The sequence below is a fragment of the Enterobacter sp. Y17 genome (assembly GCF_019730495.1).
Classification (GTDB): Bacteria; Pseudomonadota; Gammaproteobacteria; order Enterobacterales; family Enterobacteriaceae; genus Enterobacter; species Enterobacter asburiae_B.
This window is the reverse complement of sequence record NZ_JAASKP010000001.1, coordinates 1,860,770-1,884,218: the sequence shown is the minus strand read 5'-3', so window position 1 is coordinate 1,884,218 and position 23,449 is coordinate 1,860,770. Positions and strand designations below refer to the sequence as shown.

The 23,449-nt window shown below is 55.5% G+C and carries 24 protein-coding genes; 10 read left to right on the top strand and 14 right to left on the bottom strand.

The features are described from left to right. The 3 genes from pqiB to rmf all read left to right on the top strand — a co-directional run bounded on the left by pqiB (position 1) and on the right by rmf (position 2,627). Positions 1 to 1,641 carry an intermembrane transport protein PqiB gene (gene pqiB, locus HCH49_RS08905; protein WP_033145117.1) on the top strand — a complete coding sequence of 547 codons (1,641 nt, stop codon included), beginning with the start codon at positions 1 to 3 and terminating at the stop codon, positions 1,639 to 1,641. After that, a complete protein-coding gene (pqiC, locus tag HCH49_RS08900; RefSeq protein ID WP_221702535.1) occupies positions 1,638 to 2,204 on the top strand; it encodes a membrane integrity-associated transporter subunit PqiC in 567 nt (188 codons plus the stop codon). Before pqiB ends, pqiC begins: the two co-directional genes overlap by 4 nt. A gap of 255 nt (positions 2,205 to 2,459) precedes the next feature. Continuing rightward, the gene (gene rmf / locus HCH49_RS08895; RefSeq protein WP_013097261.1) at positions 2,460 to 2,627 is read left to right on the top strand and encodes a ribosome modulation factor; all 168 of its coding nucleotides are present in this window, start codon (positions 2,460 to 2,462) and stop codon (positions 2,625 to 2,627) included. 71 nt (positions 2,628 to 2,698) lie between these two features. Here rmf and fabA read toward each other — a convergent pair whose 3' ends face one another. After that, the gene (gene fabA / locus HCH49_RS08890) at positions 2,699 to 3,217 is read right to left on the bottom strand and encodes a 3-hydroxyacyl-[acyl-carrier-protein] dehydratase FabA (RefSeq protein ID WP_008499931.1); all 519 of its coding nucleotides are present in this window, start codon (positions 3,215 to 3,217) and stop codon (positions 2,699 to 2,701) included. A gap of 68 nt (positions 3,218 to 3,285) precedes the next feature. Then, a complete protein-coding gene (locus HCH49_RS08885) occupies positions 3,286 to 5,046 on the bottom strand; it encodes a Lon protease family protein (protein WP_221702534.1) in 1,761 nt (586 codons plus the stop codon). A gap of 186 nt (positions 5,047 to 5,232) precedes the next feature. Here HCH49_RS08885 and matP point away from each other — a divergent pair, with 186 nt between their 5' ends. After that, a complete protein-coding gene (gene matP / locus HCH49_RS08880; RefSeq protein ID WP_032658161.1) occupies positions 5,233 to 5,685 on the top strand; it encodes a macrodomain Ter protein MatP in 453 nt (150 codons plus the stop codon). Positions 5,686 to 5,748: 63 nt separating this feature from the next. Here the strand turns inward: matP and ompA are convergent, their stop codons facing one another. After that, positions 5,749 to 6,804: a porin OmpA gene (gene ompA / locus HCH49_RS08875; RefSeq protein WP_023311028.1), complete on the bottom strand. Its 1,056-nt coding sequence runs from the start codon at positions 6,802 to 6,804 to the stop codon at positions 5,749 to 5,751. A gap of 354 nt (positions 6,805 to 7,158) precedes the next feature. Then, positions 7,159 to 7,668, bottom strand: coding sequence for an SOS-induced cell division inhibitor SulA (sulA, locus tag HCH49_RS08870; protein WP_033145120.1), 510 nt, complete (start codon positions 7,666 to 7,668; stop codon positions 7,159 to 7,161). A 217-nt stretch (positions 7,669 to 7,885) separates the two neighbouring features. On the opposite strand from sulA, the gene HCH49_RS08865 reads away from it, so the two are divergent. Then, positions 7,886 to 8,512, top strand: a complete 627-nt coding sequence (locus tag HCH49_RS08865) for a TfoX/Sxy family DNA transformation protein (protein ID WP_033145121.1) — start codon at positions 7,886 to 7,888, stop codon at positions 8,510 to 8,512. Here HCH49_RS08865 and yccS read toward each other — a convergent pair. Beyond that, complete coding sequence (yccS, locus tag HCH49_RS08860; protein WP_039261616.1) at positions 8,469 to 10,631, bottom strand: YccS family putative transporter; 2,163 nt, start codon at positions 10,629 to 10,631, stop codon at positions 8,469 to 8,471. The genes HCH49_RS08865 and yccS overlap by 44 nt on opposite strands. A 19-nt stretch (positions 10,632 to 10,650) precedes the next feature. Further along, entirely contained in the window at positions 10,651 to 11,097 is a 447-nt protein-coding gene (locus tag HCH49_RS08855; protein ID WP_032649128.1) for a YccF domain-containing protein, read from the bottom strand. Positions 11,098 to 11,220: 123 nt separating this feature from the next. Between HCH49_RS08855 and helD the strand changes: the two genes are divergently transcribed. Then, positions 11,221 to 13,275 carry a DNA helicase IV gene (helD, locus tag HCH49_RS08850; RefSeq protein ID WP_221702533.1) on the top strand — a complete coding sequence of 685 codons (2,055 nt, stop codon included), beginning with the start codon at positions 11,221 to 11,223 and terminating at the stop codon, positions 13,273 to 13,275. Positions 13,276 to 13,332: 57 nt separating this feature from the next. On the opposite strand, the gene mgsA is transcribed toward helD, so the two are convergent. Both mgsA and csgI read right to left on the bottom strand, forming a co-directional pair. Then, positions 13,333 to 13,791, bottom strand: coding sequence for a methylglyoxal synthase (gene mgsA, locus HCH49_RS08845; RefSeq protein ID WP_033145124.1), 459 nt, complete (start codon positions 13,789 to 13,791; stop codon positions 13,333 to 13,335). An 80-nt stretch (positions 13,792 to 13,871) separates the two neighbouring features. Further along, entirely contained in the window at positions 13,872 to 14,534 is a 663-nt protein-coding gene (csgI, locus tag HCH49_RS08840; protein WP_033145125.1) for a curli synthesis inhibitor, read from the bottom strand. Positions 14,535 to 14,707: 173 nt separating this feature from the next. On the opposite strand from csgI, the gene HCH49_RS08835 reads away from it, so the two are divergent. Then, positions 14,708 to 15,121 (top strand): CoA-binding protein, encoded by a 414-nt coding sequence (locus HCH49_RS08835; protein ID WP_023311036.1) that lies wholly within the window; start codon positions 14,708 to 14,710, stop codon positions 15,119 to 15,121. Between the two features lie 37 nt (positions 15,122 to 15,158). Here HCH49_RS08835 and hspQ read toward each other — a convergent pair whose 3' ends face one another. Both hspQ and rlmI read right to left on the bottom strand, forming a co-directional pair. After that, on the bottom strand, positions 15,159 to 15,476 hold the full coding sequence (gene hspQ / locus HCH49_RS08830) for a heat shock protein HspQ (protein WP_008499919.1): 318 nt from the start codon (positions 15,474 to 15,476) through the stop codon (positions 15,159 to 15,161). 60 nt (positions 15,477 to 15,536) lie between these two features. Continuing rightward, entirely contained in the window at positions 15,537 to 16,727 is a 1,191-nt protein-coding gene (gene rlmI, locus HCH49_RS08825; RefSeq protein WP_032658151.1) for a 23S rRNA (cytosine(1962)-C(5))-methyltransferase RlmI, read from the bottom strand. A gap of 173 nt (positions 16,728 to 16,900) precedes the next feature. Here rlmI and HCH49_RS08820 point away from each other — a divergent pair, with 173 nt between their 5' ends. The 3 genes from HCH49_RS08820 to yccX are packed head-to-tail and all read left to right on the top strand — an operon-like array spanning position 16,901 to position 18,550. After that, the gene (locus tag HCH49_RS08820) at positions 16,901 to 17,458 is read left to right on the top strand and encodes a kinase inhibitor (protein WP_039261620.1); all 558 of its coding nucleotides are present in this window, start codon (positions 16,901 to 16,903) and stop codon (positions 17,456 to 17,458) included. A 10-nt stretch (positions 17,459 to 17,468) separates the two neighbouring features. Next, positions 17,469 to 18,257 carry an AraC family transcriptional regulator gene (locus tag HCH49_RS08815; RefSeq protein WP_033145128.1) on the top strand — a complete coding sequence of 263 codons (789 nt, stop codon included), beginning with the start codon at positions 17,469 to 17,471 and terminating at the stop codon, positions 18,255 to 18,257. An 11-nt stretch (positions 18,258 to 18,268) separates the two neighbouring features. Further along, a complete protein-coding gene (gene yccX, locus HCH49_RS08810) occupies positions 18,269 to 18,550 on the top strand; it encodes an acylphosphatase (protein WP_033145129.1) in 282 nt (93 codons plus the stop codon). Here yccX and tusE read toward each other — a convergent pair. From tusE to HCH49_RS08790, 4 genes are all read right to left on the bottom strand, one after another. Beyond that, the gene (tusE, locus tag HCH49_RS08805; protein ID WP_008499913.1) at positions 18,547 to 18,876 is read right to left on the bottom strand and encodes a sulfurtransferase TusE; all 330 of its coding nucleotides are present in this window, start codon (positions 18,874 to 18,876) and stop codon (positions 18,547 to 18,549) included. The genes yccX and tusE overlap by 4 nt on opposite strands. 69 nt (positions 18,877 to 18,945) lie before the next feature. Then, positions 18,946 to 19,497, bottom strand: coding sequence for a LuxR C-terminal-related transcriptional regulator (locus tag HCH49_RS08800; RefSeq protein ID WP_047061513.1), 552 nt, complete (start codon positions 19,495 to 19,497; stop codon positions 18,946 to 18,948). A 10-nt stretch (positions 19,498 to 19,507) separates the two neighbouring features. After that, a complete protein-coding gene (locus HCH49_RS08795) occupies positions 19,508 to 20,665 on the bottom strand; it encodes a CfaE/CblD family pilus tip adhesin (RefSeq protein ID WP_221702532.1) in 1,158 nt (385 codons plus the stop codon). Position 20,666: 1 nt separating this feature from the next. Further along, positions 20,667 to 23,384 carry a TcfC E-set like domain-containing protein gene (locus tag HCH49_RS08790; RefSeq protein WP_221702531.1) on the bottom strand — a complete coding sequence of 906 codons (2,718 nt, stop codon included), beginning with the start codon at positions 23,382 to 23,384 and terminating at the stop codon, positions 20,667 to 20,669. Between the last annotated feature and the right edge of the window lie 65 nt (positions 23,385 to 23,449).

Genomic DNA, 23,449 nt, shown 5'->3' with positions numbered 1-23,449 from the left:
ATGGAAAATAAGAGTGGAGAGGCGAAAGTGCAGAAGGTCAAAAACTGGTCGCCGGTGTGGATTTTCCCCATCGTGACCGCGCTGATCGGTGCATGGATCCTGTTTTATCATTACAGCCATCAGGGACCGGAAGTCACGCTGATAACCACCAATGCCGAGGGGATTGAGGGCGGTAAAACGACCATCAAAAGCCGTAGCGTGGACGTGGGCGTGGTCGAAAGCGCAACCCTGACCGACGATTTAACCCATGTGGAGATTAAGGCGCGCCTTAATGCCGGCATGGAAAAACTGCTGCATGGCGATTCCGTTTTCTGGGTGGTTAAACCGCAGGTGGGGCGCGAAGGGATCAGCGGCTTAGGGACGCTGCTCTCTGGAGCCTACATTGAACTGCAGCCCGGCACGAAGGGCAGCCAGCCTGGGCAATATCAGCTTCTCGACTCACCGCCGCTTGCGCCGCCTGATGCCAAGGGTATCCGCGTGATCCTCGACAGCAAAAAAGCGGGCCAGCTTACGGCGGGTGACCCGGTACTGTTCCGCGGCTACCGCGTCGGTTCCGTTGAAACCAGCACCTTCGATGCGCAAAAGCGTACCATCAGCTATCAGCTTTTCATCAATGCGCCAAACGATCGTCTGGTGACCAGCAACGTTCGCTTCTGGAAGGACAGCGGGATCGCGGTCGATCTTACGTCGGCGGGGATGCGCGTAGAAATGGGTTCCTTAACCACGCTGTTTGGCGGCGGGGTGAGCTTTGATGTGCCGGAAGGGCAGGATCTGGGGCAGCCGGTTGCCGAGAAAACGGCGTTCAGACTCTTTGACGATCAGCGAAGCATTCAGGACGCGCTCTATACCGACCACATCGACTTCCTGATGTTCTTCAAGGATTCCGTCCGCGGTCTGCAGCCGGGCGCACCCGTTGAGTTCCGCGGTATTCGTCTTGGTACGGTTGGGCAAGTTCCGTTCTTTGTACCGGGCCTGAGCCAGATGCTGGACGATGATTATCGTATTCCGGTGCTGATCCGCATTGAGCCGGAGCGTCTGCTTAACCAGATTGGCGAGAATCAGGATATTGCCACCCATATCAGTCAACTGATGGACCGTGGTCTGCGAGGTTCCTTGAAGACGGGTAATCTGGTGACCGGTGCGCTGTATGTGGATATGGACTTCTACCCGAAAGCACCGCCGATTACCGGTATTCGTGAATTTGGTGGCTACAAGATCATTCCAACGGTGAGCAGCGGTCTGGCTCAGATCCAGCAGCGTCTGATGGAAACGCTGGATAAGATCAACAATCTGCCACTGAATCCGATGATTGAAGCGGCGACGAACTCTCTGAGCGAAAGCCAGGCAACGATGCGTCGCCTGCAAACCACGCTGGATAACATCAACAAGATCACTGCGAGCCAGAGCATGCAGCAGCTGCCGCAGGATATGCAGAAAACGCTACGTGAGCTGAACCGCAGTATGCAGGGCTTCCAGCCGGGTTCAGCGGCGTACAACAAGATGGTGGCAGATATGCAGCGTCTTGATCAGGTCTTGCGTGAACTGCAGCCGGTGCTGAAAACGCTCAACGAGAAGAGCAATGCGCTGGTGTTCGAAGCGAAAGATAAAAAGGATCCTGAGCCGAAGAGGGCAAAAGAATGAAAAAGTGGCTATTGATGGTTGGCGCTCTGCTGTTAACGGCGTGCAGTTCAGGGGTAGATAATAAAAGCTACTATCAGCTGCCTGTGTCTACCCACAGCGGTGGACAAAGCACGGCCAGCCAGGGAAACCGCCAGCTGTGGGTTGAGCAGGTTGCCGTGCCGGATTATCTGGCAGGAAACGGCGTGGTCTATCAGACCAGCGAGGTTAAATACGTGATTGCGACGAACAACCTGTGGGCCAGCCCGCTGGATCAGCAGCTGCGTAACACGCTGGTGGCCAATCTGGGCAGCCAGCTTCCGGGCTGGGTTGTCGCGTCGCAGCCGCTGGGTAACGACCAGGATACGCTTAACGTCACGGTCACGGGCTTCCACGGCCGCTATGACGGTGTGGTGGTGATCAGCGGGGAGTGGTTGCTGAACCATCAGGGGCAGCTGATTAAGCGTCCTTTCCATCTGGAGCTGAAGCAGCAGAAAGATGGCTATGACGAAATGGTGAAAGTTCTGGGTCAGGGTTGGGCACAGGAGTCGGCCAGTATCGCAAGGGAAATTTCCCGGCTGCCATAAGTAAAATTCATCATCAAAAACCGCAGTTGGCCTGTCGCTGATTGCGGTTTTTTTTCGTTTTCACTTCAGATTGTTACTTGTGCCACGTCACAATTTTTGTACAAATGAACTTCCAACTAGCTCACAAATATGACACCCGTATGAATTTTGAACATTGACGATGCGACTAATTCGGGGTATTCGTTATCTGTGCCTGTACATTGAGTGCAGACACTGTTTTCTTTCCACCAGACAAAAGAATGAGGGAAACGAGGCATGAAGAGACAGAAACGAGATCGCCTGGAACGGGCTCATCAACGTGGTTATCAGGCCGGCATCGCTGGACGTTCTAAAGAAATGTGTCCTTATCAGACGATAAATCAAAGGTCACAATGGCTTGGAGGCTGGCGAGAAGCCATCGGCGACAGGGCACTCATAGCCTGATAACGTCTCTTTCAAAAAAGAAACCTCCGCAATGCGGAGGTTTCGCCTTTTTGGGGGTGCCAAAAGCACGATCAGAAAGCTGAAGTATCCTGGAACAGGCCAACTTTCAGGTCGCTTGCGCTATAGATCAGGCGACCGTCGACCAGCACTTCGCCATCTGCCAGGCCCATAATCAGGCGGCGGTTAACGATGCGCTTGAAGTGAATACGATAGGTCACTTTCTTCGCCGTAGGCAGAACCTGGCCAGTGAATTTTACTTCGCCCACGCCCAGCGCGCGGCCTTTACCTTCGCCGCCCAGCCAGCCCAGATAGAAGCCAACCAGCTGCCACATGGCATCCAGGCCCAGACAGCCAGGCATTACCGGATCGCCAATAAAGTGGCAACCGAAGAACCACAGGTCCGGGTTGATATCGAGTTCTGCTTCTACGTAACCCTTATCGAAGTTGCCGCCGGTTTCGGTCATTTTCACGACACGGTCCATCATCAGCATGTTCGGGGCCGGTAACTGTGGGCCTTTAGCGCCAAACAGTTCACCGCGACCAGAGGCAAGAAGATCTTCTTTTGTATAGGATTCGCGTTTATCTACCATGTTCTCAGTAAGCCTTATTTTAGTGAAGGACGCAGGATAGCTAACACGTGTACGCTGAACAAGTCCGATCAGTTCGAACTAAACAAGCCCAGCCAGCGTAACGGCCATGGATAACGATGACGAGCATCCTGCTGTGTCGCCTGAGCTATGCGCTCCTGGATAGTCTGCATCAGGGTAGTTTGCCCTTCGCCATCCCAAACCAGATTTGTCAGTAAGGGTAGCGCATCCTCAATCCCTTCGATGGCCCAGATGGCGAATTGCTCTTGCTCAACCGCATCCAGAATATCCTGACTGAGGCTCAAATGGCGTGCGTTGGGAGCAGGAATAATCACCCCCTGTTTGCCGTTTAAACCGCGCTGCTGACAGATAGAGAAGAAGCCTTCAATTTTCTCGTTGAGGCCTCCCACTGGCTGGGCACGACCGAACTGGTCCACCGAACCGGTGATCGCGATGTTCTGATTGATGGGCACTTCCGCCAGGGCGCTGATTAAGGCGCACAGCTCGGCCATAGAGGCGCTATCGCCATCCACTTCGCTGTAGGACTGCTCAAACGTCAGCGAGGCGGAGAAGGGGATCTGTTGCTCAAGCTGCAGCTCTGACATCAAAAACGCCTGCATGATCATCATGCCTTTCGCGTGAATGTTGCCGCCCAGCTCGGCTTTTCGTTCAATATCGGTGAACTCGCCATCGCCAATGTGCACAACGCAGCTGATACGGGACGGTTCCCCGAATGCGCGCGGATGGCCAGGAAATTCAATCACCGACAGGGCGTTGATCTGCCCGACGCGTTCGCCTTCGGTTTCCACCAGAATTTGTTCCAGCAGAATTTCATCCTGCATACGGTCGGCAAGATAGCCTTCTCGCCACTCACGCTGAGCCAGCATCTGAGTGAGCTGTTCTCCGGTGAACGTCCCGTTACCGCTAATCACACCCACTTCACGCAGCTGTTTGCCGATCCAGAGCGGGCAAAGCGGCAGCGTTTCCTGGTCACCGGTGTAGCGTACCGCTTCGCGGATTAAGCCCGGCCACGCGTCAGCCGCAGGGGTTGGCAGCGCAAAACGCTCAGCAACGGCCATCACCCACTGGCACCACTCCGCCATATCGTCGGCGTCAGCAATCTGGACGTTGTCTTCGTATTCGCTATACACCGCCTGCTCAGCGAGTTCTGGCTCCATTTCCTGGAAATCCGCCAGCGATTCGCGGTCGCCCGTCAGCACGACGGTCAGCGACAGCGGCATAGACGGAACAGAGACAGGCAGAGGACGAGACTCGTCGTAGCCGACCCAGTCGAAACGCTGCTGGTTGACGATAGTTTTCAGACGCATCCACAGCAGCGGCTGCGAGAGCAGGGTACGCAGTGAGATGATGAGAACACCGCCATTTGCGCGATGAACCAGCCCCGGCTGCAGCGAAAGTTCGCCGTTAAACTGGCGCAGACAACCAAAGAGTTGTTCCGCCTCGACCCAGTTAGCGGTAATCACTTCGCCTTTAACGGCAAAACGGCCATCGGCCTGCGCCGTTGGTTCGAAAGTGACATCATGTCCCGCAATACGATACTGGCCGCCAAAAACTGCGTTCGCTTCCGGCTTCAGCTGGCGCACGGCATCACCGAGCAGCGTCAGGTATTCCGCTTCTTCCGGGGCCTTGAGCAGCATGAAGGGCGCTGTTGCCCATGGGCTTAACACCTGCTCCAGCGCATAATGCAAACGAGGCTGCGTATCGCTAAGGATGAATTCGTGTTCTTTTGCGAGTTCGGGCTGTGCAAACAGTTCCTGGTAACTTTCGGTATCCGGAACAAGGTCACGCCATGCAAGTTTCGTAATGGTCAAAGTTGATGTTTTTTAGTCAGATGTAAAAGCGTGGAGTATACCGTAAGCGGGGGGCTGTACCCAAGCAGGATTGGGGATTTCGACAGGGCGATTGGCTGCATTCACTCACAGGATATGATTTCTTTTCAGCAGATTGCTAAAAAACTGATATTCTGAACAGAGTTACGTGGTAACACTGAGATCGCAATGAAATATCAACAACTGGAAAATCTCGAAAGCGGCTGGAAATGGAAGTACCTGGTCAAAAAGCACCGTGAAGGGGAGCTGATCACCTGCTACGTCGAAGCCAGCGCTGCGCAAGAAGCCGTGGATATTTTGCTGACCCTCGAAAATGAACCGGTACAGGTTAACGGCTGGATTGAGAAACACATCAATCCCGCGTTGTTAAACCGGATGAAGCAAACTATCCGCGCGCGACGCAAACGGCATTTTAATGCTGAGCATCAGCACACTCGCAAAAAATCAATCGACCTGGAGTTCGTTGTCTGGCAACGCCTGGCTGGGCTGGCACAACGACGGGGCAAAACGCTGTCGGAAACCATCGTGCAGCTGATTGAGGATGCCGAACATAAAGAGAAGTACGCCAACCAGATGTCGACGCTGAAGAACGACCTTCAGGCTCTGTTGGGTAAAAAATAGATTTTTCTTTTCTTCAGACAATAAAAAACCCCGCATGGCGGGGTTTTTTTATAAGACGATAACTTATGCCGCTGGCTGAGTTACAACGTCTTTGATGCCTTTAACTTCGATCTCTACGCGACGATCTGGAGCCAGGCAGTCGATCAGTGCAGCGCGAGCTTTCACGTTGTCACAGGTGTTGCCAGTAACTGGGTTAGATTCGCCCATACCACGTGGGGAGATCTTGTTAGCTGGGATACCTTTAGAGATCAGGTAATCAACAACAGACTGAGCACGTTTCTCAGACAGTTTCTGGTTGTAAGCGTCAGAACCGATACGGTCGGTGAAGCCCAGAACCACTACGGAACCATCTTTAGGATCCAGGTTGCTCAGCTGGGTGTACAGCTGATCCAGTGCCTGCTGGCCTTCTGGTTTCAGAGTCGCTTTGTTGAAGTTGAACAGAACGTCAGACTTCAGAGTGAAGTGCTTGGTCTGTACTTCTGGAGCTGGAGCCGGCGCTGGAGCAACAACTGGAGCTGCTTCTTCCTGCTGGCCGAAACGGTAGGAAACACCTACGCTCAGCATGCCGTTGTCTGGACGAACACCAACGGTGTTGCCGTCGCCGATGTTGTTAACCCACTGGTATTCCAGACGGGTAGCGATGTCACGGGTCATAGCCCACTCAACGCCACCAGCGAATACTGGGGAAACACCGGTGTCATGGTTGTCACCAGAGATGTTGTTGCTGGAATCTGCGCGCCATACCATGCCGCCCAGACGGGTGTACACGTCCAGATCGTCAGTGATTGGGTAGCCCAGTTTAGCGGTCAGCTGAACGCCCTGTGCTTTGAAAGCGCCGTTGATGGTGTCGCCTTTGTATGGCATACGACCTAACCAGTCGTAACCCATTTCAAAACCAACATACGGGTTAACCTGATAGCCACCGAACGCACCTGCACCAAGCTGGCTCTCGTGAGTTGGGCCATCATTGTTCAGGCTGCTGTTGTACCAGCCGGTGTCGTGGAACTGAGACCAGCCCAGTTTACCACCTGCATACCAGGTATTATCTTTCGGAGCGGCCTGCGCTACGGTAGCGAAGCCAGCCAGTGCCACTGCAATCGCGATAGCTGTCTTTTTCATTTTTTGCGCCTCGTTATCATCCAAAATTCGCCATGAAAGTCTCAGGAGAGAATCACGGTTAAATCCTTCACCGGGGGGCGTGGTCAAATATAAATCTACCGATATCTTCGGCTTAGGCCGAGCACCCCTGGCGATGTAAAGTCTACAACGTAGCTGAAAACTTACAAGTGTGAAGTCCGTCAGGCATATGAAAAAAAAAGTTCCGTATACCGATTATTTAACATTTTTCGTACGAATTTTGTGCAATAAAATTAAGGAGAACCGCACCAGACAAGCCTTGCCGCAATTTTCAGGCCGGGAACTTTAATGCCATCTTGTGGTCAAAAAAAATTCCAGGAAAAATCTTAATTTCTCTCAATGATACAAATTTGAGTGAATTTTTAGCCCAGAAAGTTGTCCTCTGCGGTAAGAATCCGATCGAACCGGACGCATAATGAACCCGATCGCATTCCCTTCTTCGGCTGCTTCAGTCAGACGGAAATGTTCCTCTTCCGTCAATTCTTCCGGTAACCATCCAATCACCACGCTGTAATTTCCGGTGCGTAACGCGCGGATCATCGACTCAACGGTATCGCACGGCGGGAGCTGATTAATTTGCATGACCTTAGTAAGCGGAAGGCCTGCGGACTGAACCCATTCACGGCTCAGTTTTTGCTGAGGCGTGAGCCAAAGCTGCCAGCGCGATTGCTGACCAAGCTGTTGTAATAACGGCAACAACAGAAGTTGCGTCAACAGGGGCTGGTCTTCACGATAAACCACTTCACTGATTAGCCCCGTGGAAACACGCTCGACGGAATTCTGCGCGACATTGCCTGCGGTAGAAGAGAGAGAGGTTGAGCGATTTGCATAGCCTGAAGTGTGCATATTCATTCCAGCCCTGTAGTTACTGTATGGATATACAGTAACCCCTGTATGCATAAAGATCAACCTCATTTTCGGAAAGCGACTCGCAAAATTCATTCAATGTTGATGTCCCTCGAAAAATCATCTTGCTCATCGGCAATAAGTTGCCTATTTTCCTGCTAACGGATCCGCTAGTAAGAAATTTCGTTGTTACTTTATGATTTTGAAGGGAAATATCATGAAAAAGATATCTTATGAACGGATTTATAAATCCCAGGAATACCTCTCCCCGTTGGGCGAGATTCATCATCGTGCGCTGTTTGGAGGCTATACCCTGGCGGTGGATGATGCGGTTTTTGCCATGGTGTCAGACGGAGAGCTTTATCTTCGCGCCTGTGAAGAGAGTGCGAAATACTGTGTAAAAAATGCCTCCTCTTTTTTGACGTTGATGAAGCGAGGCCGCCCTGTGCTGCTCAACTATTATCGTGTGGATGACGGATTATGGCAGGACAGGGAGCGGCTGCTTCAGCTCTCCTCGTTTGCGCTCAGTGCGGCAAGAAAAGAGCGCTATCAGCGCCATCAACGAAACCGACTCAAGGATCTGCCAAACCTGACCTTTCAGCTTGAAGTCTTGCTCTTTGAAGCTGGCATCACCAATGAGGAAACGCTGCGGGCGCTGGGTGCCAGAGCGAGCTGGCTGAAGATGCGGGCAAAAAACAAAGCGCTCGGTATTAAGGTTCTCTTCGCACTGGAAGGGGCTATCGAGGGGCTGCATGAGGCGGCACTCCCGGCAGGCATTCGCCGGGAGCTGACGGAGTGGTTTAATGCGCTGCCTGAGCCACAGGAGAATCACTCCTCCAGGTAGCGATTTGCTGTTGCAGCCGGCAAATTTCAGGCAGCAGAGCGATAAGCAGGCCTATTTGCTGAAGCACCAGCGGCGCTTTGCTGTCGTTTCCTGGGTCAAGATGCGCAATGCGTTGAGCCAGTTCATCCAGCGCCTGTTGAACGCGCGGCTCATCGGCCGGTCGGTGATGAAGTGCGTCATCAACGTAGCAGACGGCGTCATCGAGCAGGTTGAGAATGCCTGGGTTGGTGAGTTTCTCACGGTGGGCGCCCAGCGTCGAAATATAGCTGGTGAACGTATGGTTCAGGCAGAGCAGGCGGAACGCAGTCTCACGAATCTCCACCGTGGCGCGAGGCTCCGTTGACATATTAGAGACAACGGAGGCCAGTTCTGCATCACTGTTGTGCGCGTCGCGACGGGCTATCCGGTAAGCCAGGCGGTTATCCCGCCCCTGGTGGTACTGCTCCAGGATTGCGTCAAGGTATCGACAGTTGGCGTTCATTGCCCTGTCTACCACGCGCGGCAAATTGCGGAAACGCCAGTCCGGCCAGATAAAGCTGACCGCAGCCCAGGCAATCGCACAGCCAATCAGGGTATCGATCACGCGGGGCAGGGCAACTTCAAACCCTTCACCCAGCAGGTTAAAGCAGAGCAGCACCAGCAGCGTGATGAACATGGTGGCGTGGGCGTACTGCACGTTGCGAAACGCGAAGAACAGCACGCCGGTGATCACAATCAGAATCAGTTGACCTTCAACGGAGGGCACGAAATAGAGCACCGGAAGGCCGATCGCGACGCCGACCAGCGTGCCGATAATACGCAGAGCAAGACGGTGTCGGGTGGCGTTATAGTTTGGCTGGCAGACGAACAGGCTGGTCAGCAGGATCCAGTAGCCGTGGTGCAGCCCGGTTATCTGGATAAAGGCATACCCCACGCACAGCACCAGCGACATTCTTACCGCGTGGCGAAAGAGTGCCGACTCCGGCGTAAAGTTACGACTCAGACGCAGCCACATATCGCTAACGCTGTGCACGCTGTCATCAGCAAGCTGATTTTCCACCTCACTACCCGGCAGCGCCATCGCCTGTTCGGACTCAATGGTTGCCAGCTGGGCATCAATCGCCCGCAGGTTGTTCAGCAGAAAGCCCAGCGCTTTGATGTGCTCCGGTGACGTTCCGCTGGCCTGAACGCGGTCGAGCGCCGCATCAAGATGGCTGAATACCCGTTCAAAGCGGGGGTCATGCTGATAGGGCGTACGCAGCAGAATGGAGCGCGAGAGCTGCTGGCACGCCTGGGACTGCATGGACAACAGGCGCTGGAAGCGGAACATCACGTCGCTGTAGCGGAACTTCTCGCGCAGGGCCGCGTATTGAACGTGCGAGGAGCTGGCACGTTCGTGAATGTCCTGGGCGGCAAAATAGTAGTGTAAGGTCCTTCGCGTTCCGCGCTGACCGCGATCGCCGCGCAGACGGGTAAGCAGAGAGGCCTTTGTCTGGTTAAGGGTGGCGACCAGCTGGCCGTTTGCCAGCGCCAGATCGTAGAGCGGAGCCTGGCTTTCTTCCTCGATATCCGGGTCGAACAGCCGGGATTTCAGTTCCAGATAGTGAGCTAACTGCTCAAAGCTGCGGGCAAGGTTATCCTGCAGCGGGCGAACCGGGAAGATCAGATGACCGGTTAGCGTCAGCAGATTATACCAGATGGCACCCAGCAGCAGGAGAACCGGCTGCTGGTACCACTGGTCGTACAGGGAAACGCCCAGCATGGTGTAGATGGCGATCAGCAATGCACCAAACGCGATGGTGGCATAGCGCTGCCCGAGGCCGCCCAGCAAAATAAACCCGCTGGTTGAGAGCGTAAGGCCCAGGGCAAACAGCCAGGGCCACGGGAAAAGCAGCTCAACGGACGCTGACGCAATGAAAAAGCAGACGAGCGTAATGACCAGGTTACGTAAGCGTCCGGCCAGACGATCGTCCAGGTCCGCCAGCGCCCCGGCCACCACCCCCAGCGTAAGCGGAATGGTGAGCTTGACATCATTCAGCCACCAGGGCAGGGCAACCGTGCCGCAAAGCGCGATAAATATCCTGACGTTGTATAGCCAGGTGCTGTTCCAGGTATAACGGCGAAGCAGTGGGCTTAGCATAAACGCGGCCGGTCCTTATTTACTGAAAACGACGACGCGCGTTAGCTTCACGGGCCGCCTGGGCCACTTCTACCGGAACAACCCTGCGACCGACGGGCCAAAGGGCGATAGCGGCGATCTTAAAGTTCGCTATCCCCACCGGAATACCAATAATCGTGATGCACTGTGCAATACCGGCAAAAATATGCATGATGCACAGCCACCAGCCGAAGAAAATCAGCCACAGTATGTTCAGCAGGGTTCCGCCCGTATTCATCAGGGCGTTTTTGTTCTCCGGATTGAGCTCGTCAACGTGGATAGCTTCATTCCCGTAGGGGATTAAGGAGAGTTTTGTGATTTCCCAGCAGGAACGGGTCAGGGGAAGCGTGAAAATCAGGACGATGCTCACCAGCGTGGCAAAAAGCCAGGAAAGGGTGGTGGCAAAACCGCCCAGCACAAAATTCAACACATTCAGAACGGTACGCATAAACCCTCACTTCCTTTCGATAAAATTAACGCCCAATGATTGTAACGTTTTTTTAGGCTGGAGCACCTTAAAACTGGCAGTTAAACTGTCAGGTAAATTATCTCTTCGTGGATTTGGCGGAACATGGAACTGAAAGCAACGTCGTTAGGCAAACGCCTGGCGCAACACCCTTACGACAGGGTGGTTCTCCTTAATGCCGGGGTGAAAGTCTCCGGGGAACGCCACGAATACCTTATTCCGTTTAATCAGCTTCTGGCTATCCACTGTAAACGCGGGCTGGTGTGGGGCGAGCTGGAGTTCGTTCTGCCTGACGATAAAGTCGTGCGTCTTCACGGCACCGAGTGGTCGGAAACCCAGCGTTTCCATCATCACCTGAACGCACTCTGGCAGCAGTGGAGCCAGGATATGAGCGTAATTGCCGCCCAGGTGCTGCAGCAGGTGCTGGACGATATCGCGCAGAGCAACGCACAGCACGCGTGGCTGACCCGTCAGCAGACCGCCGGGCTGCAGCAAAAGATCCGACAGGCACTCTCGGCGCTGCCGCTCTCCGTGACGCGTCTCGACGAGTTTGACAACTGTCGCGACGCCTGGCGCCAGTGTCAGGCGTGGCTGAATGATAAGGATAAAAGCCGTCTCGCCCATAACCAGGCCTGGACGGACGCCATGCTCACCCAATACGCCGACTTTTTTAGTACGGTGGAGTCTTCACCGCTCAATCCGGCCCAGGCGCGCGCGGTGGTCAACGGCGAGCAGTCGCTGCTGGTGCTGGCGGGGGCCGGTAGCGGTAAAACGTCGGTGCTGGTGGCGCGTGCCGGCTGGCTGCTGACGACCGGAGAAGCGGTAGCCGATCAAATACTGCTTCTGGCCTTTGGCCGCAAGGCTGCCCAGGAGATGGACGAACGTATCCAGGAACGTCTGCACACGCGGGATATCACGGCCAGAACCTTCCATGCCCTTGCGCTGCATATTATTCAGCAGGGCAGTAAAAAAGTGCCTTCCATCAGTAAGCTGGAAAACGACGCGCAGGCGCGTCAGGCGCTGTTCATCAAAACGTGGCGCCAGCAGTGCAGTGAGAAAAAGGCGCAGGCGAAAGGGTGGCGTCAGTGGCTGGAGGAGGAGCTCGGCTGGGAGGTGCCAGAGGGCAGCTTCTGGCAGGATGACAAACTGGCGCGTCGGCTGGGTTCGCGACTTGACCGCTGGGTCAGCCTGATGCGAATGCACGGTGGAACGCAGGCAGAGATGATTGAAAGCGCGCCGGAGGCGATCCGCGATCTGTTTTCGAAACGGGTCAAGCTGATGGCTCCGCTGCTGAAAGCCTGGAAAACCGCGCTGAAAGAGGAAAATGCCGTCGATTTCTCCGGTTTGATCCATCAGGCCATCATCATTCTTGAGAAGGGACGTTTTGTCAGCCCGTGGAAACACATTCTGGTGGATGAGTTCCAGGATATCTCTCCGCAGCGTGCTGCACTACTCTCGGCGCTAAGGGCGCAAAATAAACATACGTCGCTGTTTGCGGTGGGTGACGACTGGCAGGCCATCTATCGCTTCAGCGGGGCGCAGCTCTCCCTGACGACCGCGTTCCACCACTATTTTGGCGAAGGGGATCGCAGCGATCTGGACACCACCTACCGCTTCAATTCACGCATTGGTGAGATCGCCAACCGCTTTATCCAGCAAAACCCGCATCAGCTGGCCAAGCCGCTCAATAGCCTGCGCCCAGGGGATAAAAAAGCGGTCACCCTGCTGGCGGATGACCAGCTGGAGCCGCTGCTGGACAAGCTCAGCGGCTACGCGAAGCCCGATGAACGTATTCTGGTGCTGGCCCGCTACCATCACCTTAAGCCCGTGGCGCTGGAAAAAGCCGCCACCCGCTGGCCGAAACTGCAGCTTGAATTTATGACAATTCACGCCAGCAAAGGGCAGCAGGCTGACTATGTGATTGTGGTGGGGCTGAAAGAGGGCAGCGACGGTTTCCCGGCCCCGGCCCGCGAGTCGGTGATGGAAGAGGCCCTGCTGCCGGTGCCGGAAGATTTCCCGGATGCCGAAGAGCGGCGTTTGCTGTATGTGGCCATCACCCGCGCGCGGCATCGCGTGTGGCTGCTGTTCAATAAAGAGGAGCCATCCGTGTTTGTCGATATCCTGAAGAGTATTGATGTGCCGGTGGCGCGTAAGCCATAACGATGTCAGGCAAGATTTTGTAGCCGGGTAAGGCATAGCCGCCACCCGGCAAAAAAGCTACTTCAGTCTGTCGGAAAGATAACGCTGATAGTCCGGAATAAGGATATCAACCGGCGAGTTAAACTGCGGCGATTCGATGATGAAATCCGCCGTCGACAGGTTTGTCGCCACCGGAATATTCCACACCGTCGCCAGGCGCAGCAGCGCTTTAACATCCGGATCGTGCGGAACCGCGTTCAGCGGGTCCCAGAAGAAGATCAGCACATCAATTTTCCCTTCGGAAATCTGCGCGCCGACCTGCTGATCGCCGCCCATCGGACCGCTCAGCATGGCATTCACCTGCAGACCCGTTTCGCGCTGGATCAGGTTACCGGTTGTGCCGGTCGCCGACAGGGCGTGCTTTTCCAGCGAAGGCTGATGGCGGCGAACCCAGTTAAGCAGCATTTGTTTACAGTGATCGTGCGCCACAAGAGCAATGTGTTTGCGCTCAGGCAGCGTGCGTGTTGTCAGTTCCATAATCATATCCATCAGGTTAACTGACTACACGATGACGGGAACCGTCTGACGCTGCAAGAGAAAGGCGTAAAAAATGTGGCTTATGATGAAGGTTGTTGTTTTGCCCACTGTAAAAACCGGGCCCGCGTGTCGGGATCGGCCTGCTGGAACCAGAATTTAAGGCGCTGTTCCGTCAGGGTCTGGGACTGGGGAGGAATAACGTCCAGTTCAGAGACGCCGGATAGAAGCGTACTGTCGTCCGCCATCATGGTGGCAAACTGCGGAAGCGAGGCGCGTTTCCCCGCTTTGTTATAGGTCTGGGTCGCGGCCTCGTAATCCGGGCCTTTCGGCGAGGTCGTTAACGCCAGAATATCCAGCTTCACCGGAATCGGCATCGCATTCCCGTCCAGAAGTTCAACGCGGGGTGAAGCGTCAAAGGCCGCAGATTCCTTCTCCGTTTCAAGGCGAGGCAGGGTGATGTTCACCTGACTGATTTGCCGGGTATTAAAGCTGACGATCAGCGGCGGGGAAATGTACATCCGTTGCTCGTGATTAGCCAGACCGATCGACTTTTCTACCCGAAAGACCAGCTGATGCGGCCCGTTATCTAACTCGATGCTGTCTGCACCGCGCAATAACGAGCTGGAGACCTTTTTTCCGTCCAGTACAAGAAGATCAATGTCGGTAGAGAGCCGGAGCGTGGTAGCAAAAACGCAGACCGGCATCACTAACGCAATCAGGGCAGTGGCAATACCGGTTTTCATAGAAGGCTCCCGTCAGAAATCCTGTCGCCGCATTAATGTATCTAAATTTTTCGATAATCACGTTTACTAACATATAGACATATTTCGCCGTTTTGCCCTCATGCATCTGTATGGGATGGATGGTTGAGATGTGCGGTTTGGCGTACACTTTTAAAAAAGCCAGGAGAAAAACCATGAAAGAGAACGATATTGCCGAGATTCTGACATCCACGCGTACCATTGCGCTGGTGGGCGCGAGCGATAAACCCGATCGTCCCAGCTATCGGGTGATGAAATACCTTCTCGATCAGGGCTATCACGTTATCCCGGTCTCACCAAAAGTGGCGGGGAAAACATTGCTGGGTCAGCAGGGTTACGCCACGCTCGCGGAGGTGCCGGAAAAAATCGATATGGTCGATGTCTTCCGTAATTCCGAGGCAGCGTGGGAAGTGGCGCAGGACGCTATCGCCGTAGGGGCGAAAACGCTGTGGATGCAGCTGGGCGTGATTAACGAGCAGGCCGCCGTGCTGGCGCGGGATGCGGGGTTGAAGGTCGTCATGGATCGCTGTCCGGCGATCGACATCCCCCGTCTGGGGCTGGCGAAGTAATAAAAAAAAGCCCGTTTATCGGGCTTTTTTTACACGCTTAGTTCCGCAGGCGCGGAGCCTGTAACTGTTTGCGGATAGTCTGAGCAAGTTCATCCATTGTGGGTTGCTCCGGATGCTCTTCCTGCAGCTCGCTACTCAGCTGCGCTTCGGCCAGATAGGTGTGAACGGGTTGTCCATCATCACCTTCCATTACCACATGGTACCAGGGCGCGGCGCGAAGCTCTGCGTTCACCGCCAGCTCGTCTGCTGACGGTTCATCAAGGGAATACTCCGGGTCGATATCCACGACCACACCCAAATACCCTAGCAAAGTGTGGCGGACCTGCTGGCCGATACCGAATTTGCTGGCAATCATAGTCACCTCCCGGGAAATACGACTTACACGTTATGTGCGGGCAATATTTCTCTTTTCAAGTTACATGACGCGACAGGCAAACCCTTTCAGATACAGTCCTTCCGGGTAGGTAGCAATCACGGGGTGATCGGCTGCCTGACGGAACTGCTCTATAAATTGTACATCACGACCAGCATCTATTGCGGCATCGGCGATGATTTTCTGAAATAAATCTGTGGTCATCAGGCCGGAGCAGGAGAAGGTGAGCAGAACCCCGCCCGGATTCAGCAGCTGGATAGCCAGCATGTTGATATCTTTATACCCGCGGCACGCGCCCATCAGCTGGCTTTTGTTTTCCACAAACTTCGGCGGATCCATCACGATAACGTCGAACTTCTCGCCCTGATCGCGATATTTACGCAGCAGCTTGAACACGTCATCGCGCACAAACTCCGCTTTGCTCAAGTCCAGCTTGTTGAGCTCGACGTTCTGTTTTGCCACGTCCAGCGCTTCCTGCGACGTGTCCACGCTCACCACCTGAGCACAGCCGCCCATCAGCGCCGAAACGGCAAAACCGCCGGTATAGGAGAAGCAGTTCAGCACGCGTTTGTCGGCAACGTACTGACGCGTAGCCAGACGGCTGTCGCGCTGGTCGAGGTAGTAACCCGTTTTGTGCCCGCCCTGAATATCCACCAGCAGCTTCATGCCGTGCTCTTCAATCGGCAGCAGGGCCGGTGGCAGTTCGCCCGTTACGGGCCCCTGAGTCAGCTCCATGCCTTCTTTTTTGCGCACCGCCACATCGCTGCGGTCGTAAATGGCGCATTCCGGGAACAGCGTTTGCAGCGCGCTGATCAGCGCGGCACGCTGGTATTCCGCTCCGGCGCTCAGGAGCTGCAGCACCAGGAAGTTACCGAAGCGATCGATGGTCACGCCAGGCAGGCCGTCGGACTCACCGGCAATCAGGCGGTAGCTGTCCAGCCCGTCGCGTTTTGCCAGCCAGTCGCGCCACTGCTGCGCCTGCTGCAGACGGCGAACGAAGAAGTCGATGTCGATGGTTTCATCTTTATCAAACGTCCAGACGCGAGCGCGGATCTGGGACGCTGGCGAGTAGGCGCCTCGCGCTAACCATTTCCCCTGATGGTCAACGATATCAATGGTTTCACCGAGGCTTGCTTTGCCTTCCATACGGGCAACCGCGCCGGAAAAGACCCAGGGATGACGGCGCAGTAATGATTTCTCGCGCCCTTTGGCTAACACTAAACGTACACTCATAATTTGCTGTTCTGTCGATTTCAGGAAATGGCGCGTAGATTACCACATTCAGCAAGGCGCAATCATCTGCGGATACCGTTGAGCGTTTCGGCACAAAATCAAATCGCTTAGGCACATTACGATATTGCAGCTGGGTTTAGAGTGGGGCTTCCGGTACAGCAGAGGGAGCACCCATGAAAAAGCGCAGTGTGATAGCCATCGCCGCTCTGGCGGCGATGAGTTTTCAGGTTTTAGCAACAACGCCTTTCGACGTCACCAGCCGGGATATTTCCGGCGAAAGGCGGCTGGCGCAACAGCAGGTATTTGAGGGGTTTGGCTGCCACGGTGGGAATATCTCACCGCAGCTGGCATGGAAAAATCCGCCTGCCGGTACGAAAAGTTTTGCCGTCACGGTATATGACCCGGATGCGCCTACCGGCAGCGGCTGGTGGCACTGGACCGTAGCCAATATTCCGGCGAAGACAATGACGCTGCCCGCTGACGCCGGTAACCCGAACGGCGAGAAATTACCTGCCGGCGTTGTGCAGGGGCGTAATGATTTCGGCTATTCTGGATTCGGCGGCGCATGTCCACCCGAAGGGGACAAGCCTCACCGCTATCAGATTACCGTCTGGGCCCTGGACGTGGATAAACTGCCCGTCGACAACAATGCCAGCGGCGCGCTGGTCGGTTTTATGCTCAATAGTCACGTTCTGGCAAAGGCTCAGTTAACAGCAACCTACAGCAGATAAGGATGGCAGGGTGCAGGAGTTTCATTTTCGACATAACCATCTTACCGCGGGTGAAGTGACTGCCAGCAAAATGCATCGCCTGCACCAGGTTAAACTCTTTTTTCCGGCTATTTGTCATATCACTCACGGCACTAAGGTGATAGTTCAGGATGATAACCGCCTGGAGGCGACACGGGATGAGCTCATTATTATCCCGGCCAATACGGCGATGGAGATTATCAATCAGCCTGTAAACGGTCTGTTTCACTCGGATTTGCTGATGTTATCCCCGGAGATCGTCGCCGAGTTTAAGGCGCATTACCTGAAATCCTGGCCGCGCACGACGCTGCATTCGCTCTGCGCCCCGCTGAGCGAGGGATTGGCGTTTATGTGGGACAATCTGCTGCACGCCGTGCGTCAGGATTTACCGGAGGCGCTACAAAAGCATCAGGCTTTCGGCCTTTTGCTGGCCCTGCTGCACGATGGCGTGGCGGGTCCGCTGCTTGTTGAGCGCAACAGTAACCTGACCGAGCAGGTGCGGCAGTTCATTATGCTGTCGCCCTCCAGAGCCTGGACCGCGCAGGATGTCGCCAGCCGTCTGGCCTTAAGCGTGCCGACGCTGCGCAGACGCTTACGTGAAGAGTCGCAGAGTTTTCGCCAGATCGTGGAGGAGGTGAGGATGGCCGTTGCTTTGTCACAGCTCCAGTCAACCCGATTACCAATTGGCGAAATCGCATTACAATGTGGGTATCTTTCCAGCTCTCGTTTCACCGCCCGTTTCCGGCAGCACTATGGCTGTTTGCCGAAAACGCTACGTTAAGGAGAAGAAAAATGTCAAAAGTCTGCACCATTGCCTGGGTTCACGGCGTTGTTCAGGGCGTGGGGTTCCGCTACAGCACCCAGCGCGAAGCGGTTGAGCTTGGGCTCACGGGATACGCGCGAAATAGGGACGACGGCAGCGTTGAGGTGGTCGCCTGCGGCGAAGCGGAGCAGGTCGACAAGCTGGTGGCGTGGCTGAAAGCGGGCGGGCCGCGCAGCGCACGGGTTGATAAGGTGTTAACGGAACCGCATCAACCCGGGCGCGAATACGTAAACTTCGGGATTCGGTATTAAATACACTTCACCGGCTTAGGCAGGCCGGCAATTTTGGTGGCCTGTTTTGCCGGGCCTTTCGGGAACAGACGATACAGATAGCGGCTGTTGCCTTTCTCTTCGCCGAACTTATTGGCCATGGCTTTGACCAGCATGCGGATCGCCGGAGAGGTGTTGAATTCAAGATAGAACTCGCGGACAAAACGCACCACTTCCCAGTGTTCGGGGGAGAGGGTAATCCCTTCGTTTTCCGCAATTTTCTCCGCCAGCGGCTCGCTCCAGAGCGTCGTATCTTTCAGATAGCCTTCGCTATCGGTCTCAATTTCCTGGCCTGCAAAAATGAACATAATCTTCTGTCGTCTGTGAAAAAAACGGCGACAGTGTAGCAAAAAAGCCGCCGAAGGATAAGCCGTGCCCTACAGGAGCAGTTGCAGCAGATTGTTGGCATTAAGCTTTTTCAGCGCGTTGCATTTATGGGTTGAAACCTGCTTCTCAGACATACGCGTCACGATGGCAATGTGGCGTACCGGCAAGCCGGTAAGCATCAGATCGAGCACGTTGAATTCAAGGCCGGTAAGACAGCAGTCAAGACTTCGGACGCGGCGAGGCTCTTTTGCCAGCAAATATGCCGCATCAGCGACGGCGATCCGGTCATCGATGATATAAAGGGTCAACGTACTGAAACGCTTGCGTAAATGCGTCGCCAGCGCCCACCCCTTTTCATTGCAGACCAGATACAGGCTGCCTTGCCAGCGGGCGGCTTCCAGTCTGAGCAAAATGTTTATCAATGCCTGATGCGTACCCGCCACGGAAAAACGGCAGCGTACGACAACCACGCGGCGGGTAAGCAGCGCTGGCTGCCATTGCACGGTGTCGCTTTGGACCTCTGGCTGAACGCCCCGACGCAGCAGCGCGTAGCGCAACCCTTCGGCGTAAAATCGATTATTGTCGAGAATAGCGTAACTCACGGTGACCTCGTTATAACGTGCTGGGCGTATAGATAACGCGCAGCGTGCCGGTATAGTCGCCCGCGTTTTTGCTGCTGGCGGCAAACGCTGGGGTTTTCAGGATAATAGGGGCAGGGATGCACAATACGCTCTCGCGTCCGCCGGGCAGCACGACCTGACGCAGATGCTGCGGATCGTTCGTGCCTTGCCAGACCAGGGTTTTACCGTTCGCGACGGCTTCGGTTGCGCCTGTTATTGGATTGGTGACGGAGACCCGATAATCGAGACGATCCCGCGCATCGGTCTGGCTACCGCCGCGTCGCCTGATAGAAAACGCGCCTTCGGCACGATCCGCTGAGGGGAGTCCGTCATCCTCAAAGCGAAGATAGGCGCGGGTGCTGGTACTGTTTTTGCCGTCGTAAAGGCACATATCCAGCGAGTTTTCACCCTGGATCTCACTACCTCCCGGCCGCCCCGGGAAGTTGGTCAGGTTGAGGTTAACGACGGGCGTTGAGTGCGGAAAGGCCGGCAGATAAATCTGCTGATTACCCGGATCGACCACCTCAATGCGAATGTTTGCCTGCCACCTGGCGATGGTGAGGTAGCCAGGGCATCCGACGTTTACGTCATTGAAGTTTCCGCCACAGTCGGCGCTCCCCCATTGACGCAGGTTCTGCTTCAGCGTTGCGGTCCAGATCCCCGGCAGGGCGAGCTTATCCAGTTCGCTTTTCACAATATAGAAATCGAAATAGGGTTCTCTGTTCCAGGCGCTGAGATCGCCCGTTCCCCCCGTGACAAAGCTGGCAAAGGTAAAGACTTTATTGTTGATAAACATGTAGTGATCGCCATATACCTTGATATCCACCGTCTTGCTGGTGAGGGCATGCGTGAAACGTAAATTGATGGCATAGGGCGCGGCCGGGTTAGCTGAGAACCAGACCGGTGAGTTCATGCAGGCCCCGTTCGTGGTATCAGTTCGGGACTCACAGGTCAGGGTATTACGTCCCCACTTTTGCGGGTCGGCGAGGTCATAGCCGCCCGATTCATGAAACCAGATATCGAAACGCGCAGGCGATGCCGTACGATCGAAGCTGATCCCAACGCTGGTGTTTCGTCCCGCAGGGGCGCCCGCCAGCGCCTGGCCTGTCCACAGGCTTAAGAACAGTAATATAAAGAAGCACTTAATCACATCATTTCCCTTTAGTGAGGTTGTCGGCGTTCATGGCAGTTGGACCGGCAGGTACCGATCGTCCGGCGAGCATCAGCTGCGCCTGCTGCTGGACGGCATCCGGCAGGGCGGAGAAGGTTAACTCCCGGCAAGGAATGGAACCGACATAGCGCACCACGTCGCGCATACTTTTCACGTTGAGTTCGCACTGATAAAACTGCTGCTGGCGCACCAGGTAGAGGTTATGCAGCAGGGCATCGCTCTGGGCGCTGAATCCGCCGTTGCCAAGATCGCTCCAGCCGTTAACGTTCAGCGGCACGCCACCGATAAACGGCGAATGACGCTCGTCGGTTAACTGGCCGAGCCAGGTGTAGCTTGCGGTGGTTTGCACATCCCGACGCAGCAGTTTGCCAGGCACCATAAACAGCGTTCTGCTGCCTGAACCTTGCGTGATCTCACTGCTGGCTCCCCGGGATACGTCCAGCGATTCGTTAATCGTCAACGTTGTCTGCTGGTAGCCCGGCACTGCGAAGAGGGCGCGGCTATTGCCCGGAATGTCTGCGCTCCCGCTGTTATCCAGCGACACGGCAACGCTAGGAGCCTGGGTATCTTCCGGTGTGGCAACGTTAACCGCGACGGCGGAAGCAGGACGACCGTCGCTCCAGCGTCCCAGCCACAGGCCAGAACGCGACAGCGCAAGGGTCGAGCTGTAGTTGCCGCTGCTGCTCAGCGTATGGCGACGATCCTGTCGATCCCAGGCGTCGCTGACGGTCAGGCTGCCGTTGCCGTATCGCCCGCCCTGGCGCGTATAGGCTGAGGTATTCAGCGAGTCGCTGTTAATGCCCGACGCGCTTAGACCATACTCGTTTTCGCCGCGTGCATCGGCGTACCAGTTATGCGCCACGTTGTAGCTCAGCTGATTTTTTTCACGCTGCTGGTGCTGCCAGGTCGCGCCCAGAGAGGTATAGCTCGACGCATCGCCCTGACGGTTATGCGCCATGGACAGGCTCACGCTAAGGTAGCCGCCTTTGTCCCTGCCGTCGCGGGCGTCATCGTGACGCATGAACAGGTTAATGCTGCTGTTAATGTTCAGGCCTCGGGTGCTAAAGGCATTGCTCAGCCCTCCCTGCCAGGCGCGCGAGCGCGAGCGGGTCATATAGACCGATTCCCACGGCAAACCCGCATCGTGGCGATCGTCGCTGTCCGGGAGCTCCCGACGTGAAACGTACCGTCCTTCGTTGCGGTTATCCGAATATCCGAGGCTCGCATACCAGGCGCCGACAGGGACGGAAAACATCACCGAGAGGGTGCGATAGCAGCCGTTCACGGCGTCAAACCCCGCGCTTCGGGTGTTGCAGTTTTCCGCTGATAGCGCGTTGCGATAGAGGCTCAGCGAAAAACCGTCGTTGTAGCTGATTTGCTGAATATTGCCGCGCTGGCCTTCGCTGCCGTAAAGGTAGCTAAACCGGGTACTCAGCACGCCGTCGATCGGGCCCGCGTTGAAGCCCCGGCTCCAGTCGAGCGCATTTTCCAGGAAACGCTGGTTTTTCTTTATCGTTGCTCCGCTGGTCAGCGCCAGGGTCGGGGTGACGGGCATGCGTACGCCCGCCTGCGCAACCGCGCTGCGTTCTTCGTTCCGATCGCTATTGTCGGTTTCACCCGCCTGCAGGAACCACTCGACGCGGTCGAATGGCGTAATGCCGGTTCGGGTAAACGGCACCTGCTCGGTACGCGTCAGCCGGTTATTTTCATAGACCGACAGCGTGACGGTGTAGCTCCCGTCCGGAAACGAGCGCGTGTCGAGGGTTTGCGCCCCGGCATTCAGATAAAAGCTGGCCAGCAGCTGATTGCCACGGCGGGCGTCGATACGCGCGTCATGGGAAAGAAGTACGGTGACAGGCGTTCCCTTTGACTGCTGAACCGGATTAATCCACGCCCGTGTTGAACCCGTGCGCAGACCGCGAATTTTGCCCAGCGGCAGCTGGCTGAGGTTGATATTCCCGCCGGCATTACTGAACAGATCGCGGGTATCCATCTCGCCCAGCTGGACATAGTACTGACGCAGGATATCCTGGCGGAACCAGGCGTTGTTGACGGTGATTTCCTGCTGCTGCTGGTGCCTTGAACGCTGTCCCAGCCAGGTCCAGTCGAGGTTAACATAGCCGTCCTGCGTGAGCGCCAGCGCGCCATTGCCCTGTACGGTGGCTGACTGATAATCCCTGTCGGCAACAAAATTAATATTCTGCTGATGGATCAGCGCATTTTCGGTGTCCTGCGTGGGCTGATACCACTGATTTTCCGCGGTAGCTTTAGGCAGATATTTCTTGTCCAAAAACAGGCTAATGCGGGCGTTATTCTCGTCATAGATAATGGCCGCGCGGTCGGTATCAATGTAATCGCAGCCCGCTGCGGAGCCGTTGCTGCTGCAGGCCAGGTTGCCGTTACGGGCAAGCGGAACGGCCAGCGCGGCAGACACGGTGCCAACGAGAGCAGGGTCGTCGTTAAACCGGTGTTTGATGGCCGCTACAACGGTTTCAGGTGCGACAAAACTGACCGTTTCAAGCGTGATATCCGTTTCAAAAAGTCCAAGCGACTCGCCGTAGAGGTTGACCTCTGTCCACAGGCGCTGCGTTTTCGCCAGATCTTCAAAACCTGCCGGGACGGCCATCCCGGCGCAGGCGAGTTGGATGGATGCGGGTAACAAAGCAACAAAGAGGAGAGTATTTCTGTGAAACGCCATGAACGAGCCTCGACATCATCCTGACGTCAGAGGGCGGGCACCCTCTGACGTTATTCCTTAGGTGC